The following is a 17,414-nucleotide window of genomic DNA, read 5'->3' on the forward strand; positions in this document are numbered from 1 at the left end:
CCGTACCGAGATCAGGAGGGACCGATCTCGTGCCGGGTCCGGTCGTCGCGGACCGGCATGCCGTTGCGGCCGGACTGGTCCTGGGAGTAGAGGCCAACCGCATACCCCACACCCGCCCCCTGGATGGCCTGGCTGGTGACGTCGATGTTGTCGATGTTGTCCTGCGGCCGGTGATAGTTCGGATCGAACGGCTCGCCGGCGGTACCGCCCCACTGCTGCTGCTGAGCTTCGGTCTTGTCCCCTTCGGCGCCGGAGTACAGCCCCCCGGCCGGGATCCCGGCGAAGGTGAACGCGTCGTAGTCGGAACGGCCATCGAAGAACGTGTCCTGCGCCGGCATGCCGGCCGACTCGAGATACGCGGTCAGCGTCCGTTCGATCCCGGCCGAGCCTTCCGGCACCCGGGCCGGCACCTCATCGCGGCGGAACGCGGTGGACTGATCACCGTCGTAGGTGAAGTAACCGGGGTTGGGTGAACCCACCATGTCGAAGTTCAGATACATCGCGATGTCCTTGAGCTGCTCGGTGTTCAGCGACTCGACGTACTTCTGCGAACCGACCAGCCCGATCTCCTCGGCTCCCCAGAAGGCGAACCGCACCGCGTTGGCCACCGGCGGCGAACTGCCCAGCTGCAGCGCGGTTTCCAGCACCGCCGCCACCCCCGAGCCGTTGTCGTTGATGCCCGGTCCCTCGGGCACGCTGTCCAGGTGGGCGCCCACCATCACGACGTTCTCGGTGGAGCCGGTCGCGGTCTGGGCGATCACGTTGCGACTGGTCAGCTCACGCATCTCGGCCTGTACCCGGATGGTCGCCTCACCGGGACGGGCCCGCAGCTGCGCACCGTCGGCCTTGCTGACGCTGACCACCGGCACGGTTACCGACGTGTCGTCGCCCAACGTGCCGCCCATCCGTTCCTCGTCCACGTTGTCGGCGATGACGACCCCCACGGCGCCCAGGTCGGCCGCCACGGTGGCCTTCTCCCCGAACGGGCATCGGCCCCGGTCCACCAGCACCACGGCCCCGGACACGTCGAGGCCGTCGTAGTCCTCGACGGTGCAGCCCGGACTCTCCTCCGCCGGCGCCGCCACCAACCGCGCCGTCACCCCTGACCCGGAGGTGCCGGGCGAGTATTCGAGCGCCCGGGCGCCGAAGTCCGTGCCGCCGACGCTGACGGTGCCGGGCTCGGAACGGAACACCCGCACATCGAACTCCGGGGTCTGCACCTCGAAGCCCTTGGCCCGCAGCGCCTCGGCGACATAGTCGACGCTGGCGTCGTACCCGGAGGTGCCGGCGGCGCGGTTGCCGTCGTGGGCGTCGGCGATGTCCTGCAGCGCGCGCAGGTGGGTCATCATGGCGTCACCGCTGATGCGCTCCTGTAGCCCGGTGGCGAACTCGACGGCCTCGGCCGGGGTTCCGGGGGGCGCCGCGACCGGTTGCGGATCCTGCGCCCGTTGCCCGCATCCGGCCAGCGCGAGCACTGAAAGCATCGTGACTGCTGCCAACGTCCTGGACACCATTCGCTCCAAGATACTGACGGTGCAGGCCGGCCTGCGGTGGGTGATCCGCCGTCAGGCGTCGCGGCGGTCGACGACGACTGAGGCCACGGCGAAGACGAGGGCGGCGACGGCGGTGAAGTACACCAGACCCCCGACACCGCCCCAGCGCAGGTCGTAGCCCAGGCGGAGCAGTTCTACGCCGGTGAACGCCACCCCGTTGACGAAGGGCAGGGACGGCCCCACCTGGGGCCCGATGTCGGGCAGCAACGCCAGGACGGTTTCGATCACCAACGGCCACAACAGCAAGAGAACGACAGTGCCCGGAGCGGCGCGGATCAGCGCCCCGACGCCGACCCCCAGCACCGCGGCAACGGCCGCGTACAGCGCGAAAGCCCCGGCCAGCAGCCACGGCCCGCCTCCTAGCAGCGACAGCGCATCCGTGGTCATCGGCGGCGCCACCAGGCCCGCGGCCACCACCGAGGCCAACACCATCGCCGCAGCGGCCACCGCGGCCACCGCCGCACTGACGACCGCCTTGGCGGCGAGCACCAGGTAGCGATTGGGGACCGCCAGGAACGTGGTGCGAATCATCTGCGTACGGAACTCCGAGGTGACGGTCATCGATGCCACCACCATCAGCACCGGCACTCCGACCATCGCGACGGCGACGGCGGTGTCCTCGGGTGCGATGTCTCCCATCCGGCTGCCCCACGCCTGCAACGCGGCCAGTGCCACGCAGACCCCGGCCGCGGCGGCGATGGCCAGCCACGGAGCCCGGGTGCTGACCAGCTTGATGCGTTCGGCGGACAGCGCCGCCAGGACCTGACTCATGACACCGACCGAAAGTCGGTGACGCTGTCGGTCAGTTCCAGGTACGCGTCCTCCAGCGACGCCTTCTGCGGGCTCAGTTCGTGCAGGGTGATGTCGTTGCGGGCGGCCAGGTCACCGATGACGTCGGCCGAGGCACCGCTGACCGCCAGCACATCCGGATGGTCGTCGAAGCCGATGCCGGCGTCCACCAGCGCCGCCCGCAGCTGCTCCAGGTGCGGGCTGCGGACGCGCACCACGCCGCCGCGCGACCGCGCCAGGAAGTCCTCCACCGAGGTGGTGGCCACCAGCTTTCCCCGCCCGATCACCAACAACCGGTCGGCGGTGTTGGCCATCTCGGCCAGCAGGTGGCTCGACACCAGGACCGCGCGGCCCTCGGCGGCCAGGCTGCGCATCAGCGTGCGGACCCAGCGGATGCCTTCGGGGTCCAGCCCGTTGACCGGTTCGTCGAACAGCAGCACCGGCGGATCTCCCAACAGCGCAGCGGCGATCCCCATCCGCTGGCTCATGCCCAGCGACAGCGCTCCCGCTTTCCGGCCCGACACGTCCTGCAGACCGACGATGCCCAGCACCTCGTCGACCCGGGCGACCGGAATGGAGTTGGCGGCGGCGATCCAATGCAGGTGGGCGCGCACCGATCTGCTGGGGTGCACACTGCGCGCGTCGAGCAGCGCGCCCACGGTGCGCAGCGGATCGCGCAGCTCCCGGTAAGGCTGCCCGCAGACGGTGGCCGAACCCGAGGTCGGCCGGTCCAGCCCGAGGATGAGCCGCATGGTGGTGGATTTCCCCGCGCCGTTGGGGCCGAGAAAGCCGGTGACCACCCCGGATTCCACCCTGCAGGTCAGATCGTCGACGGCCCGGGTGGCCCGCGGACCCCGGCCGAACACCTTGGTGAGCCCGCTCATCTCGATCACCGGAGTCACTGCGGCGACCTTACGCGGCTCACCACCATCTGCGCGACGGCAGCCATCCCGGCGGCGTTGGGGTGAAACGGTGCCGGGCGGCCCGGAATCGGGAAGCGGGCGCCCACCGTCCACGGCAGCTGGGACCAGGCGTGGTGTTCGGCGCTGGCCTCGGCGACACCTACTACCTCACACCCGGTGGCGAGGGTGGCCTGCAGCAGCCGGTCGGCCAGGTGGCGGCCCAGCTCGGCGTCGGGCGCGCTCAGCGGCGGCGCGGGGGTCCCGGCCGGCGGCAGCAGGGTCAGGTAGTCGACGAACAGCAGCCGGGCCTGCGGCGCCCTGCGTCGCACCACCTCGGCGACCGCGCGCAGCGAGGAGTCCAGCACCAGCAGGGCGCGCTCGCGGGCCTCGGGGTCCAGTATCTCCTGCAGCCGGGGGCCCAGCAGCGGCAGCCGGTGAACCGGCCGGGGCAGGCTCGCGGCCATCAGCGCGGGCACGTAGCCGATGTCGTTGCCACCGATGGTGACGGTCACCAGCACCTCGTCCCCGCGCAGCGCCTCGACCTGCGGCGGCACCCCGTTCTGCGCTTCGTGCAGCACGTGTGCGGTGGTGGCACCGGAGTAGGTGACATCGGTGAGGTCCAGCTGCAGCGCCTGCGCCACGAGGTGGGGGTAGTTGCGCTGCGAACGGCCGGCACGCCGCGGTGAGCCCGGCACCCGGGGCATGATGCCCGGGCCGGCCGCCATGGAGGAACCCAACGCGACGTAGCGGCCGGTCAGCATGTGGTGACGGCACCGTCCGGGCTCGACGCCTGCGCCCAGAACCGCTTGGGGATGCGGCCGGCGCGGCGGGCCAGATGCCCGGCGGTGACGGCGGCGGCCATGGCGGCCGCCATCATCGGCGGGTTCGACGCCCGGGTCACGGCGCTGGCCAAAAGCACGGCGTCGCAACCCAATTCCATGGCCAGCGCCGCGTCCGAGGCGGTGCCGATGCCGGCGTCGAGGATCACCGGGACCTGCGCCTGCTCGACGATCATCGCGATGTTGTGGGGATTGGCGATCCCGAGTCCGGTCCCGATGGGTGAGCCCAACGGCATCACCGCCGCGCAGCCGGTGTCGGCCAGCCGCCGCGCCAGCACCGGGTCGTCGGTGGTGTACGGCAGCACGGTGAAGCCGTCGTCGACCAGCTGCTCGGCCGCGCGCACCAGCTCGATGGCATCCGGCAGCAGGGTGCGCTCGTCGGCGATCACCTCGAGTTTCACCCAGTCGGTGCCCAGGGCCTCGCGGGCCAGCTGCGCGGTCAGCACCGCCTCGGCGGCCCCGCGACAGCCTGCGGTGTTGGGCAGCGCCATGATGCCCAGCTTGTCCAGCAGCGCCAGCACTCCGGTGCCTTCGGCGGCGTCGACCCGGCGCATCGCGACGGTGGTCAGTTCGGTGCCCGACGCGATCAGCGCCTCCTCGAGCACCGCCTGGTTGGCGGCGCCGCCGGTGCCGAGGATGAGCCGCGAGCCGAAGCTGCGGCCCGCGATCGTCAGTTGGTCAACCACCCTGCACCGCCGTCACCACCTCTACTCGAGCTCCCTCGGACAACGGGGTGTCCCACCGGGACCGGGGCAGCACCGCCCAGTCGACGGCCACCGCCACCCCTTTCTGCGCAATTCCCCGCTGTGCCAGCAGCGCCGCCACCGTGGTCTGCGGCGCGATCTCGACGTCCTCGTCGTTGAACTGGATCCGCATCAGACGCTCACGGCCGACAACTGCGCACCGATCGTGGCCGCGGTCCAGGGCGCCAACAGGAAACCCGAGCGGCCGTGACCGGTGGCCACCAGGGTGCGCTCGTCGAGCCGGCCCACCAGCGGCAGATTGTCCGGCGTCATGGGGCGCAGTCCCGCGGCGCTTTCGGCGAGTTCGTACTCACCGAGCGCCGGGACCACCGCGCAGGCGTCGTCGAGCAGTTCGCGCACCCCGGCGACCGTCGGCGCGGTGTCGCGGCCGTGTTCGTACTGCGTGGCACCCACCACCACGCCGTCGGCCCGCGGCACCAGATAGACCTGGCGCCCGCGCACCCGCGCGCGGATGACGCGCTGCGGCACAGGCAGGCAGCCGCGGCGCCAACGCAGCCGCAGCACTTCACCTTTCACCGGGCGTACTGCCAGGCCCGGCCACAGCGTCGGTGCGTCGATGCCGTTGGCGAGTACGCGGGCGTCGGCGTCCACCTCGGCGAGGTCACGAACCGGGCCGGCCCACTGCACCCCGAGTCGCTCGCAGTGTTCACCCAGAGCGGCCAGGACGGCGCGGTTGTCGACGGCCAATTCGGTCCTGGCGAGCAGGCCGTGCCGGATGCCCTGCGCCAGAAGCGGTTCGATGTCACGGGCGCTGGTGGTGACCTCCACCGGGTGGCCCTGCGCCGACAGCCACTGCCCCACCGTGGCCAGATCGGCGGCGTCGGCGCGGTCGACGGCCACCACCAAGGACTCCCGGGCCGTGACGATGTGGGCGGGCAGTCCGTCGCGATAGGACCCCGGGCCGTCGGCGGTCCACAACGCCAGCGACTCCAGGCCCAGGCGCAGCAGCTCCTCCTCACCTGGCCAGCCCTCGCTGTGCGGGGCGAGCATCCCGCCGGCCACCCAGGAGGCACCCGTCTCGGGGGTGCGGTGCACCCGCACGGTCCAGCCGTCGAGTGTGGCGCGGCGGGCCACCGACAGGCCGATGACGCCCCCGCCGATGACCGCGAGTGTTCCCCTGTGCTGCATGGCCGTTGGCTCCCTATCGCCGGCATGACCCGGATCAGGTGTGACGGTAAGGGCAATGCGTCGTGCCCACTCTCAGCCCCGCGACCGGGACTCCCGCGCTGTCGAGAGACCACAGTACCCTCGCCAGATGCCCGAAGAGCTGGACCGCCTGACAACCGCACGGCTGTATCTGTGCACCGACGCCCGCCGTGACCGCGGCGATCTCGCGGAGTTCGCCGACGCCGCGCTGGCCGGAGGCGTCGACATCATCCAGCTGCGGGACAAGGGGTCGGCCGGGGAACGGGAGTTCGGGGCGCTGGAGGCGCGCCAGGAGTTGGCCGCCCTGGAGGTGCTGGCCGACGCGGCCGCCCGCCACGGTGCGCTGCTGGCCGTCAACGACCGCGCCGACATCGCCCGCGCGGCCGGGGCCGACGTCCTGCACCTGGGCCAGGACGACCTGCCGTTGCCCGCCGCCCGCGACATCATCGGGCCGCGGCCCCTGATCGGCCGGTCCACCCATGACCGCGAGCAGGTGGACCGGGCTCTGGACGAGGCCGTGGACTACTTCTGTGTGGGACCGTGCTGGCCGACCCCAACCAAACCCGGCCGCACGGCACCGGGGCTGGATCTGGTGCGCCATGCCGCCGCCACTGCCGGTGAGCGGGTGTGGTTCGCCATCGGCGGCATCGACGAGCAGCGACTTCCGGAGGTCCTGGCCGCGGGCGCCACCCGCGTGGTCGTGGTCCGCGCCATCACCGGCGCCGACGATCCCGAGGCCGCCGCCCGGCGTCTCAAAACTGCGATTTCGGCGCGCTGGTAACCGCCCAGCGGTTACGAGCGCGCCGAGATCACGCCCAACTCGCTGATGACCTCGAGCAGCTGCGGCCAGCTGTCGGCGAAACCGGGATGCAGCGGCAGGTCGGCCACCGCATCCGTCGGCACCCAGCGCAGCTCCGAACTCTCCCGGTTGGGCACCGTCTCCAGCAGCGATCCGGCGTCGGCGATCACCGTCGTGTAGGTCCACCCCGGCACCTCGGCGGTGACCACACTGGTGCGCACCACCAAGACCTCGGCGGTCAGTCCGGCCTCTTCCCAGGCTTCGCGCACCGCGGCCTCTTCGGGTGTCTCGTGGCTGTCCCGGGCGCCGCCGGGCAGCGCCCAGGTGCCGCCCTGATGACTCCACGGCGCGCGGTGTTGTAGCAGCACCGACACCGAGCCGTCCGGTGCGGCAGCCCGCAGCAGCAGCCCCGCGGCGCCGAACCTCCCCCAGTAGTGGTTGCCGGTCTCGGAGACCACCACCCACCCGTCGCCGTCGCCATGCACGCGCTCAACAATAAGCCGCGCACCGAGACCGCGTACCAGCTCACCGATCTGACCCCACGCGTCACAGGAATGCTCTTAGAATTCGCTTATACAGTTGGAATGAGTCCGGGCAAACGCAAGCGGGAAACGAGGTCCGCACAAGGTGACGGTTGAGTTGGCGCACCCGTCGACCGAGCCTCTGGCGTCCCGGTCGCCCGCCGAGCCTGCCCACCCCCGGTGGTGGTTCCTGTGGACCACGCCGGGGCGCATCCTGGCGATCGGCGTCATCCTGGCCACCCTCGGCGTCATCAGCGCTTTCGCCACCTCGACGACAATCGACCAGCGCCAGCAGCAGCTCACCACCGTGCTGGATCACACCGAACCGCTGGCGTTCGCCGCGGGCCAGCTGTACACCACGCTGTCGGTGGCCGACGCCGCGGCGGCCACGGCCTTCATCGCCGGGGCCGAACCGCGGCCGGTGCGCCAGCGTTACGAGCAGGCCATCACCGACGCGGCGGTCGCGCTGACCCAGGCTTCCAGCGGCCTCACCGACAAGCCGATGCAGGAACTGCTGGGCAAGATCAACGCGGAACTGGCCGTCTACACCGGGCTGATCGAGACTGCGCGCACCAACAACCGGGCGGGCAATCCCGTCGGCTCGTCCTACCTGTCCGAGGCGTCGTCGTTGATGCAGGACACCATCCTGCCCAGCGCCCAGCGGCTCTACGAGGTGACCAGCACCCGCGTCGACGAGGAGACCACGGCCTCGACCCGCATCCCTGCTCCGGTCATCCTGGTGGTCGGGGCCACCATCCTGTTCGGCGCGTTCGCCCACCGCTGGCTGGCGCGGCGCACCCGGCGGCGGATCAACATCGGGTTGATCGCCGGCGGGCTGGCCATCCTGATCATGGTGGTCTGGGTGGGGACCGCGCTGACCATCTCCACCGCGGGCAGCCGCAGCGCCAAGAACACCGCGGCCGAATCGCTGAAGACGATCACCAGCCTGGCGATCACCGCCCAGCAGGCCCGCGCCGACGAAACCCTGTCGCTGATCCGCCGCGGCGACGAGGATGTCCGCAAGCAGTCCTACTACGAACGCATCGACACCATGCAACAGGAGCTCAGGCAGTATCTGGAGCGCGAGGACGCGATCGACAAGACCGATCTGGCCAGTGCCGACGAGTTGCTGACGCGCTGGCGCTCGGCCGACGAGCGGATCAACGCCTACATCTCGGTGGGCAACTACCAGGCGGCCACCCAGGTGGCGCTCGGTACCGGCGAGGACGACTCCACCCCCGCCTTCGACAAGCTGGAGGAGGCGCTGGCCGGCGGTATCCAGGAGAGCCGCGATCAGCTGCGCAGTGACATCGCCAATGCGCGGCGGGTGCTCTCCGGTGCCACGGTGGGCGGAGTGGTGCTCTCCCTGGGCGCCGCGGTGGCAGTGGCTCTGGGAATCTGGCCGCGACTGAGTGAGTACCGATGAGGTGGAAAGCGCTGCTGGCCGCCTGCGCGGTGGTCCTGACCGGATGCGGAGCGACGGCACCCCCGTCCTCGGCACCGCTGCTGACGCTGCCGCCGCCCACCCCGGCCGGCATGCAGGAAATGGCTCCCGAGGCGCCCACCCCGCCGAACCCGGAGGAGGACGACTGCGACCCCACCGCCAGCCTGCGCCCGTTCTCCAGCCGGGCCGACGCCGAAGAGGCGGTGGCCAACATCCGAAGCCGTGGCCGGCTGATCGTCGGCCTGGACATCGGCAGCAACCTGTTCTCCTTCCGCGACCCGATCACCGGAGAGATCACCGGGTTCGACGTGGACATCGCCGGCGAGGTGGCGCGCGACATCTTCGGTACGCCGTCGCAGGTCGAATACCGCATCCTGTCCTCGGCCGACCGGATCAGCGCGCTGCAGAACAACGAGGTGGACATCGTGGTCAAGACCATGAGCATCACCTGCGAGCGGCGGCAGCTGGTGAACTTCTCCACGGTGTACCTCAATGCCTATCAACGCATTCTGGCCCCGCGCGACTCAGCGATCAGCCAGGCGTCGGATCTGCCGGGCAAGCGGGTGTGTGCAGCCAAGGGCACCACGTCGCTGGACCGGATCCGCGAGATCACCCCGGCGCCGATCATCGTCACGGTGGTGACCTGGGCCGACTGCCTGGTGGCGCTGCAGCAGCGCCAGGTGGACGCGGTGTCCACCGACGACTCGATCCTGGCCGGGTTGGTCTCCCAGGATCCGTACCTGCACATCGTCGGCCCGAACATGAACCAGGAGCCCTACGGCATCGGAGTCAACCTGCAGAACGAGGGCCTGGTGCGCTTCGTCAACGGCACGCTGGAACGCATCCGTCGCGACGGCACGTGGAACACGCTGTACCGCAAGTGGTTGACCGTGCTCGGACCGCCGCCCGCCCCGCCCAGCGCCCGGTACTCGGATTAGGTGAGTCGGATGGGTGAAGGCGAAATCGACGAGGGTCCGCCGACCATGCGGCAGGACCTGACGGCGCTGTTCGACACCGGCCGGTCGGAGCGCTCCAGTGACGAAGAGGCACCGGAGTCGCCGGACGGCTTCGACGACGAAGGACCCGGTACGCAACCGGCGGAGTTTCTCTTCGATTCGGGGTCCACCGCACGACCGATGGCCACGCAGGCCATCTTCCGGCCCAACTTCGACGACGACTCCGAAGGCTCCTACGTCTCGAGCGGCGGCACCGAGCCGGAGGACACCAGCACCACCTTGACCCGCGCCATCTCGCCCACCCGCCGTCTAGGCGGCGGCCTGGTGGAGATTCCGCGGGTCCCGGAGATCGATCCGCTGGCCGCACTGATGACCAATCCGGTGGTGGCAGAGTCAAAACGGTTCTGCTGGAACTGCGGCAAGCCCGTCGGCCGCTCCACCCCCGACGGCAAGGCACTGTCGGAGGGATGGTGCCCGCACTGCGGTAGCCCGTATTCGTTCCTGCCGCAGCTGGGACCCGGCGACATGGTGGCCGATCAGTACGAGATCAAGGGCTGCATCGCCCACGGCGGTCTCGGGTGGGTGTATCTGGCGGTGGACCACAACGTCAACGAAAGACCGGTGGTCCTCAAGGGTCTGGTGCATTCCGGTGATGCCGAGGCCCAGGCCATCGCGATGGCCGAGCGGCAGTTCCTCGCCGAAGTGGTGCACCCGTCGATCGTGAAGATCTTCAACTTCGTCGAGCATCCCGATTCTCACGGTGAGCCCGTCGGCTACATCGTGATGGAGTACGTCGGCGGTACCTCACTCAAGCAGCCCAAGGGTTCGGTGCTGCCGGTGGCGCAGGCGATCGCCTACATGCTGGAGATCCTTCCCGCGATGGGCTTCCTGCACTCGATCGGGTTGTGCTACAACGACCTCAAGCCCGAGAACATCATGCTCACCGCCTCACAGCTCAAGCTGATCGACCTCGGTGCGGTGTCGCGCATCAACTCGTTCGGCTACCTCTACGGCACCCCGGGGTACCAGGCGCCCGAGATCGTGCGCACCGGACCGACGGTGGCCACCGACATCTACACCGTGGGCCGGACGCTTGCGGCACTGACGCTGAAACTCAAGACCCGCAGGGGCCGCTACGTCGACGGGCTGCCCGAAGGCGACCCGGTGCTCACCGAGTACGACAGCTTCGCCCGCCTGCTGCGCCGCGCCATCGATCCCGACCCCCGGCGCCGGTTCGCCAGCGCGGACGAGATGTCCAGCCAGCTGCTCGGTGTGCTGCGCGAGGTGGTGGCCCGCGACACCGGGGTTCCGCGGCCGGGCCTGTCGACGGTGTTCTCACCCTCGCGCTCCACCTTCGGCGTGGATCTGCTGGTGGCACACACCGACGTCTATTACGACGGCAAACCGCATTCGGAGAAGCTGACGGCGGCCGAGATCGTGACCGCACTGCCGGTGCCGCTGGTGGATCCGGCCGACGTGGGCGCCAAAGTCCTGAGTGCGACGGTACTTTCGCAGCCGGTGCAGACGCTGGACTCGCTGCGGGCAGCCCGGCACGGCACGCTGGACTCCGACGAGATCGACCTGTCGGAATCCACCGAATTGCCGCTGATGGAGGTGCGGGCGCTGCTGGATCTCGGTGACGTCGCCAAGGCCACCCGCAAACTCGACGATCTGGCCGAGCGGGTGGGTTGGCGGTGGCGGCTGGTCTGGTTCCGCGCCGTCTCCGACCTGCTCAACGCCGACTACGATTCGGCCATCAAGCATTTCACCGAGGTGCTGGACACCCTGCCCGGCGAGCCCGCCCCCAAGATCGCGCTGGCGGCGACGGCCGAGTTGGCCGGCGACCCCGACGAAGTGCAGTTCTACCGCACCGTGTGGAACACCGACAACGGCGTCATCTCAGCCGGTTTCGGTCTGGCCCGGGCGCAGTCGGCCAACGGTGACCGGGAGGCCGCGGTGCGCACCCTCGACCAGGTGCCGGCCACCTCACGGCATTTCACCACAGCGCGGTTGACCGGCGCGGTGACGCTGCTGTCCGGGCGCTCCACCAACGAGCTCACCGAGGCGCAGATCCGGGCCGCGGCGCGCCGGGTGGAAGCCCTGCCCGACAGCGAGCCGCGGGTGCTGCAGCTGCGGGCGCTGGTGCTGGGCACCGCGATGGACTGGATCGCCGAGAACGAGGCCAACAGCAATCACATTCTGGGGTTCCCGTTCACCCAGCACGGCCTGCAGCAGGGCGTGGAGGCGTCGCTGCGGGCGCTGGCCCGGGTGGCCCCCACCCAGGCCCATCGGTACGCTCTCGTCGACATGGCCAACACGGTGCGCCCGATGTCCACCTTCTGACGCCGAAACCGACAAAATGCCGGATTCTTTTCGAAAAAACCCGCCCCAAACGGCGGTTTGGGCCGGTCTGTCAGGTGAGGGCGTCGACGCAGGCGCGGGCGATCGCGAGTTCCTCGTTGGTAGGGATCACCAGCACGGTGGTGGGTGACCGGTCGGCGGAGATGATCCGGGGCCCGCGGGCGGGACTGTCATTGAGGTGTTCGTCGAGTTCGATACCCAGCGGCGCCAGCCCGGACAGCGCGTCGCGGCGCACCGCCGCATCGTTCTCACCGACACCTGCGGTGAACGTCAGGACATCCACCGTGCCGAGCAGTGCCAGGTACGCGCCGATGTACTTGCGCAGGCGGTGGATGTAGACGTCATAGGCCAAGCCGGCGTCTTCTGAGCCGGCGTCGATCTGGCGGTGCAGTTCCCGGAAATCGGTGGCACCGCCGAGACCTTGGACGCCGGAGCTGCGGTTGAGCATGGTCTCGATGTCCTCGACGGACATCTGCGCGGTACGCCAGAGGTACATCACGACGCCGGGGTCGATGTCACCGCTGCGGGTGCCCATCACCAGGCCCTCCATCGGGGTCAGGCCCATCGAGGTGTCGACGGGGCGCCCGCCCACGATGGCCGAGGCCGAGGCGCCGTTGCCCAGGTGCAGCACAATCTGGTTGAGGCTCTGCAGCGGCACGTTCAGGAACTCCGCGGCGCGCTCACTGACGTACTGGTGTGATGTCCCATGGAAGCCGTAGCGGCGAATCTTCCACTCCCGGGCCACGTCCCGGCTGATTGCATAGGTGGCGGCGGCCGGGGGCAGGTCGTGGAAGAACGCGGTGTCGAAGACGGCCACGTGCGGGACGTCGGGCAGCACCTTCTGTGCGGTTGTGATGCCGAGCACGGCGGGCGGATTGTGCAGCGGCGCCAGCGGGGACAGCTCGGTGATGGTGGCCAGCAGCGCGTCGTCGACGACGGTGGGTCGGTAAAGGTCTTGTCCCCCGTGCACCACTCGGTGCCCGACGGCCATCAGACCCTGTTCGTCCAGCCGCGCGCCGGCCTCGTCGAAGAGTTCGAACACTGTCCGCAGCGCTGCCTCGTGGTCGGCAATGGGTGTCTCACGGCCCCAGTCCCGGCCTCCCAGTACCAGTGCGGCCGAAGCGTTGTCGTCACCGATGCGCTCGACGATTCCGTGTGCGACCGAGGTTCCGGTATCGGGTTGTACGAGTTGGAATTTGACCGACGAGGAGCCGGAGTTGAGCACCAGAACGGTGCGCTGGTCGCTCACTTGCTTTGCGCCTGGATCGCGGTGATGGCCACCGTGTTGACGATATCGGACACCAACGCTCCCCGGGACAGGTCGTTGACGGGTTTGTTCAGCCCCTGCAGCACCGGGCCGATGGCAATGGCGCCGGCGCTGCGCTGCACCGCCTTGTAGGTGTTGTTACCGGTGTTGAGGTCCGGGAAGATGAGCACCGTGGCCCGACCCGCCACCGGCGAGTCGGGCATCTTCGTGGCGGCCACCGAGGGTTCCACGGCGGCGTCGTACTGAATAGGGCCTTCCACCAACAGTTCCGGGGCGCGTCGGCGGACCAGCTCGGTGGCCGAGCGCACCTTGTCGACGTCGGCACCGGTGCCCGAGGTGCCGGTGGAGTAGGACAGCATGGCCACCCTGGGGTCGATGCCGAACTGGGCGGCGGTGCGCGCGGAGCTGATGGCGATGTCGGCAAGCTGTTCGGCGGTGGGGTCGGGCACGATGGCGCAGTCGCCGTAGGCCAGCACCCGATCCTCCAGGCACATCAGGAAAATGCTCGACACCGTGGAGACGTCCGGCTGGGTCTTGATGATCTCGAATGCCGGGCGCACGGTGTGCGCGGTGGTGTGCCGCGCGCCGGAGACCATGCCGTCCACCAGCTCGTTGTGCACCAGCATGGTGCCGAAGTACGAGACGTCGTGGATGATCTCCCGGGCCTGCTCCAGCGTCACGCCCTTCTTCTTGCGCAGCTCGGCATACTGCTCGGCGAACCGGTCGCACAGCTCGCTGGTGCGGGGGTCGAGCACCACGGCGTCGGAGAGGTCCACGCCGAGTTCGGCGGCCCGGCCCCGCACCGCCGACTCCTCGCCCAGGATCGTCAGCTCGGCCACCCCACGGTCCAGCAGCCGTCCCGCCGCCTTGAGGATGCGGTCGTCGTCGCCCTCTGGCAGCACGATCCGTCTGCGGTCGGCGCGGGCCCGGTCGATCAGCTGGTACTCGAACATCTGCGGGGTGGTCACCGCTGGCATCTCGATGGCCAGTTGCGCGAGCAGCTCGGCGGTGTCGACGTGGCGGTCCATCAACTCCAGCGCGGTGTCGATCTTGCGCGCCGAATCGACGGTGACCCGCCCCCGGGCACCGGCCACCGCGCCGGCCGTCGCGAAGGTGCCGAGGTCGGTGGCGATGATGGGTAGCCGCAACCGGAGCCCGTCGACCAGCGCCGCGATCGAGGGGTGCAGGGCGAGGCCGCCGTTGAGGATCACCGCGGACAGCGAGGGGAAGCCGTCGGCGGCGTGCGCACTCATCACGGCCAGCACCACGTCCGAGCGATCCCCTGGGGTGATCACCGCGACCCCTTCGGTGAGCCGCTCCACCACGTGCTCGGCGGTCATCCCCGCCACCAGGACGTCGAGCACCTCTCTCCCGAGGAGGGCGTCGTCGCCGTTGATCAGGGTGCCGCTCACCGCGGCGCGCAGATCGGCGACAGAGGGGGCGACCAGCAGTTTGTCCTCGGGTAGGACGTAGGCGGCGGGTTCGAAGCGTTCCAGGGCAGTGGCCACCGCCGCCATGTCCTGCGGTTCACACCGGTTGGCGACGACGGCGGCGGTGTGCGCGTGCTGGTGGCGCAGCTCGGCCAGGCACAACTCCACCACCTGGGCCACCTCGTCGGGAGTGCGGTTCTTGGCGCGCACCGCCAGCACCACCGGAGCGCCGAGGTTCACCGCGATCCTGGCGTTGACGCTGAGCTCACTGGGGCTCGCGACGTCGGTGTAGTCGCTGCCCACGATGAGCACGGCGTCGCAGTGGTCGGCGACCCGGTGGAAACGATCGACGATCTCGGCGATCGCGGAGTCAGGGTCTTCGTGCAGCTCTTGGTACCCGACGCCCACACAGTCCTCGTAGGTGAGGCCGGCCGACGTCTGCGACAGGAGCAGCTCGAGGATGTAGTCACGTTCCTCCCCGAGCCGTGTGATGGGGCGAAACACACCCACCTTCGGAACGGTGGCGGTCAGCCGGTGCAGGATCCCCAGAGCGATGGTGGATTTGCCGGTGTCCCCCTCCGGGGACGCGATGTAGATACTGGATGCGAATCCCGGGGCCTCAGGCACCCCTACAGCCTCCCGCATCAGCGGAAACGGGTCCAGCGCACCCCACTCGAGACCATTCCGCTCCGGTGTGACTCATATCACAATGCAACTCGTGTGTTTGCTGTAACTGCGTAGGCTAACGTTTTTGCCAGTTCGCCGATCGGAGTTGCCGGGTACCAGATGATGCTGAAACTGAGTCAGCCAGCAGGAAACCCGGCGATCGGTGCGGCGGCAGGCATCACCAGCACGATCGTTGCCCGGAAGCGCGCTCGCGGCCTCTGCGAGCGAAGGCGTCCAGGTGACTGCGCCTCGGGGGAAGCGCGGCAGAACGAGGCAATTGCCCCGGTCGCCGCGCGCGGTTGTCGGCATCCAGACCCTGGAGCCGGCGGCATTCCGGCATCGACATCGATGCCGAATCGACACGCGATCCACAGCATCGTCTTGGCTGGCACGGGTCGCAGGTCGCGTACTGTAGGCCTTTGCCACGAATGCCGTGGCACGTAGTCAGGACAGAGAGTATGCCCACCGACTCCCCGGCGTTCAGTGCGAGTTCCCCCCGCATCGAGGTTGTCAGCGATGTCAACGGCGGCGCTGTGATCTTTGCCGAGTCAACATCCAACCGTCCCGGCCGGGCGGAGATCTGGGCGCGGGTCTGGTTTGTCCTGGCACTGGGGACCCTGGCCTACTTCGTCCCGCTGACCGAGATCGGACGCGCCGCGTTCGACGGTTCTCAATCGGTTTATCTGTTGGTGGCACCGATCCTCGCCGGCCTGGTGGCGTCGGGATATGTCGGCGCTCCTCGGGGTGCACACGACACCGACATGGACTGGATCGGCGCCCTGCTGGTTGCGGTGTGCGGTTTCGCCACCATCTGGCTGATCGGCGACCGACTGCCCACGATGGCGGCGCTGTGGCACCTCGACAACGTCGGGTTGATCGTGTGGATCGTCGCCTCCGGCATGGTGGTGTTCTCGGCGCGGCACATCCTGCGGATGTGGCATGTCTGGGCGGTCGGCCTCCTGCTGGCGCCGGTGACACCGTTCCTGTTGGTCACCGCCCAGTTCGGCGGTACTGACACCGCCATCGCGATGACGACGGCAACCCTGGGCAGCCTCGCGGTGTTCCTGGCCACCCGGTGGGCCGATCTGCGGTCGCGGTTGCTGATCACGGTGGTCAACGTCGCGCTGTCCGCCGCCGCTGTCCTGCTGCTCGCCGAGGCCTCGCTCTACGTCCGCGTGCTGCTGGCTGCCGGCGCCGTCCCGGTGCTCGTGGTGCTCGCCGCGCATCGGCTGGTGCCCGGCGCGCGGGACACCGGAACCTCCGCGGCCACCGCGGGGTTGCCCAGGCGCAGGCTGCACTCCTATGTGGCGCTCATCCTCGCCGCGGCCGCGATGTTCTGGGCCCACCTCCCGATGGCCCGGCCCGCGCCGGTGGCGGAGGCCCCCTCGGACTGGGTGGCCGAGGCAGCGCTGGATCCCATCGAGAATTTCGACTTCATCACCGATTTTCTGGGTCCCGACGCCACTTTGACCCGCTACCGTGCGCTCGGTGGCGCCGGTGAGTACCAGACCGTGGTCGACGTGATGACTGCACCGAGTCTCGGCCGCCTGCAGGACTTCTCCGATGCCGTCTGGTATCCGTCCACGGCGCCGGTGAACTACCGGCCCTACGACGTTGCCCCCGCGGCAGACCGGCCTGCGCCCGCCGGAATTCAGACCGCGCACAGTGACGCCGATGCCGCGCAGGTGCAGGGCGCGCCGAACTGGAACGCTGTGACGTGGATCTGGCACTCCGGCAATGCCTTTCAGCGCGTCACGGTGGTCACCAGCCAGAGCAGAGGCGTGCCCGCCCCCGCACCGCGGCCACTGACCGTGCACAACCTCGTGGTCGAGCCCGCACTGTGGCTGACCCGCCAGCAGCAGCTGCAGGCCGGTGCGCTGGACCCGATTGTCGCGGCCAGCACCAACGTGGTGGTACAGCGACTGCTTGCCGTGGGCTCTTCACCCTCCTGACGGCCAATCGGGCGACGCCCGGCAC

General features: G+C 69.6%; 15 protein-coding genes. 5 read left to right on the forward strand and 10 right to left on the reverse strand.

Features of this window, described 5'->3' with window-relative positions; genetic code table 11:
* Positions 1-11: 11 nt before the first annotated feature.
* The 7 genes from G6N58_RS03680 to thiO are packed head-to-tail and all read right to left on the reverse strand — an operon-like array spanning position 12 to position 5,975.
* Entirely contained in the window at positions 12-1,514 is a 1,503-nt protein-coding gene (locus G6N58_RS03680) for a M28 family metallopeptidase (RefSeq protein ID WP_115279672.1), read from the reverse strand.
* Positions 1,515-1,565: 51 nt separating this feature from the next.
* On the reverse strand, positions 1,566-2,324 hold the full coding sequence (locus tag G6N58_RS03685; protein WP_115279671.1) for an ABC transporter permease: 759 nt from the start codon (positions 2,322-2,324) through the stop codon (positions 1,566-1,568).
* On the reverse strand, positions 2,321-3,235 hold the full coding sequence (locus G6N58_RS03690) for an ABC transporter ATP-binding protein (RefSeq protein ID WP_115279670.1): 915 nt from the start codon (positions 3,233-3,235) through the stop codon (positions 2,321-2,323). Before G6N58_RS03690 ends, G6N58_RS03685 begins: the two co-directional genes overlap by 4 nt.
* Positions 3,236-3,240: 5 nt before the next feature.
* Positions 3,241-4,005, reverse strand: coding sequence for an SGNH/GDSL hydrolase family protein (locus tag G6N58_RS03695; RefSeq protein ID WP_115279669.1), 765 nt, complete (start codon positions 4,003-4,005; stop codon positions 3,241-3,243).
* Positions 3,999-4,769 (reverse strand): thiazole synthase, encoded by a 771-nt coding sequence (locus tag G6N58_RS03700; protein WP_068918632.1) that lies wholly within the window; start codon positions 4,767-4,769, stop codon positions 3,999-4,001. The genes G6N58_RS03695 and G6N58_RS03700 overlap by 7 nt, the downstream gene beginning before the upstream one ends.
* On the reverse strand, positions 4,762-4,959 hold the full coding sequence (thiS, locus tag G6N58_RS03705) for a sulfur carrier protein ThiS (protein ID WP_068918633.1): 198 nt from the start codon (positions 4,957-4,959) through the stop codon (positions 4,762-4,764). The genes G6N58_RS03700 and thiS overlap by 8 nt, the downstream gene beginning before the upstream one ends.
* Complete coding sequence (gene thiO / locus G6N58_RS03710) at positions 4,959-5,975, reverse strand: glycine oxidase ThiO (protein ID WP_115281835.1); 1,017 nt, start codon at positions 5,973-5,975, stop codon at positions 4,959-4,961. The genes thiS and thiO overlap by 1 nt, the downstream gene beginning before the upstream one ends.
* Positions 5,976-6,102: 127 nt before the next feature.
* On the opposite strand from thiO, the gene thiE reads away from it, so the two are divergent.
* Complete coding sequence (gene thiE, locus G6N58_RS03715; protein WP_115279668.1) at positions 6,103-6,774, forward strand: thiamine phosphate synthase; 672 nt, start codon at positions 6,103-6,105, stop codon at positions 6,772-6,774.
* A gap of 11 nt (positions 6,775-6,785) precedes the next feature.
* On the opposite strand, the gene G6N58_RS03720 is transcribed toward thiE, so the two are convergent.
* On the reverse strand, positions 6,786-7,277 hold the full coding sequence (locus G6N58_RS03720) for an NUDIX domain-containing protein (protein ID WP_115279667.1): 492 nt from the start codon (positions 7,275-7,277) through the stop codon (positions 6,786-6,788).
* 142 nt (positions 7,278-7,419) lie between these two features.
* Between G6N58_RS03720 and glnX the strand changes: the two genes are divergently transcribed.
* From glnX to G6N58_RS03735, 3 genes are read left to right on the forward strand one after another with little or no spacing between them, the layout of a single operon-like run.
* Positions 7,420-8,739 (forward strand): protein kinase G-activating protein GlnX, encoded by a 1,320-nt coding sequence (gene glnX / locus G6N58_RS03725; RefSeq protein WP_115279666.1) that lies wholly within the window; start codon positions 7,420-7,422, stop codon positions 8,737-8,739.
* The gene (locus G6N58_RS03730; protein ID WP_068918637.1) at positions 8,736-9,695 is read left to right on the forward strand and encodes a glutamate ABC transporter substrate-binding protein; all 960 of its coding nucleotides are present in this window, start codon (positions 8,736-8,738) and stop codon (positions 9,693-9,695) included. Before glnX ends, G6N58_RS03730 begins: the two co-directional genes overlap by 4 nt.
* A 9-nt stretch (positions 9,696-9,704) precedes the next feature.
* Positions 9,705-12,056, forward strand: a complete 2,352-nt coding sequence (locus tag G6N58_RS03735) for a serine/threonine-protein kinase PknG (protein ID WP_435406169.1) — start codon at positions 9,705-9,707, stop codon at positions 12,054-12,056.
* A 70-nt stretch (positions 12,057-12,126) separates the two neighbouring features.
* Here G6N58_RS03735 and G6N58_RS03740 read toward each other — a convergent pair whose 3' ends face one another.
* Both G6N58_RS03740 and pta read right to left on the reverse strand, forming a co-directional pair.
* Positions 12,127-13,323: an acetate kinase gene (locus G6N58_RS03740; protein ID WP_115279665.1), complete on the reverse strand. Its 1,197-nt coding sequence runs from the start codon at positions 13,321-13,323 to the stop codon at positions 12,127-12,129.
* Positions 13,320-15,398 (reverse strand): phosphate acetyltransferase, encoded by a 2,079-nt coding sequence (gene pta, locus G6N58_RS03745; RefSeq protein ID WP_232067719.1) that lies wholly within the window; start codon positions 15,396-15,398, stop codon positions 13,320-13,322. The genes G6N58_RS03740 and pta overlap by 4 nt, the downstream gene beginning before the upstream one ends.
* A gap of 497 nt (positions 15,399-15,895) precedes the next feature.
* Between pta and G6N58_RS03750 the strand changes: the two genes are divergently transcribed.
* On the forward strand, positions 15,896-17,389 hold the full coding sequence (locus tag G6N58_RS03750; RefSeq protein WP_115279663.1) for a hypothetical protein: 1,494 nt from the start codon (positions 15,896-15,898) through the stop codon (positions 17,387-17,389).
* The last annotated feature ends 25 nt before the right edge of the window (positions 17,390-17,414 follow it).

Source organism: Mycolicibacterium tokaiense, from assembly GCF_010725885.1.
GTDB classification, from domain to species: Bacteria; Actinomycetota; Actinomycetes; order Mycobacteriales; family Mycobacteriaceae; genus Mycobacterium; species Mycobacterium tokaiense.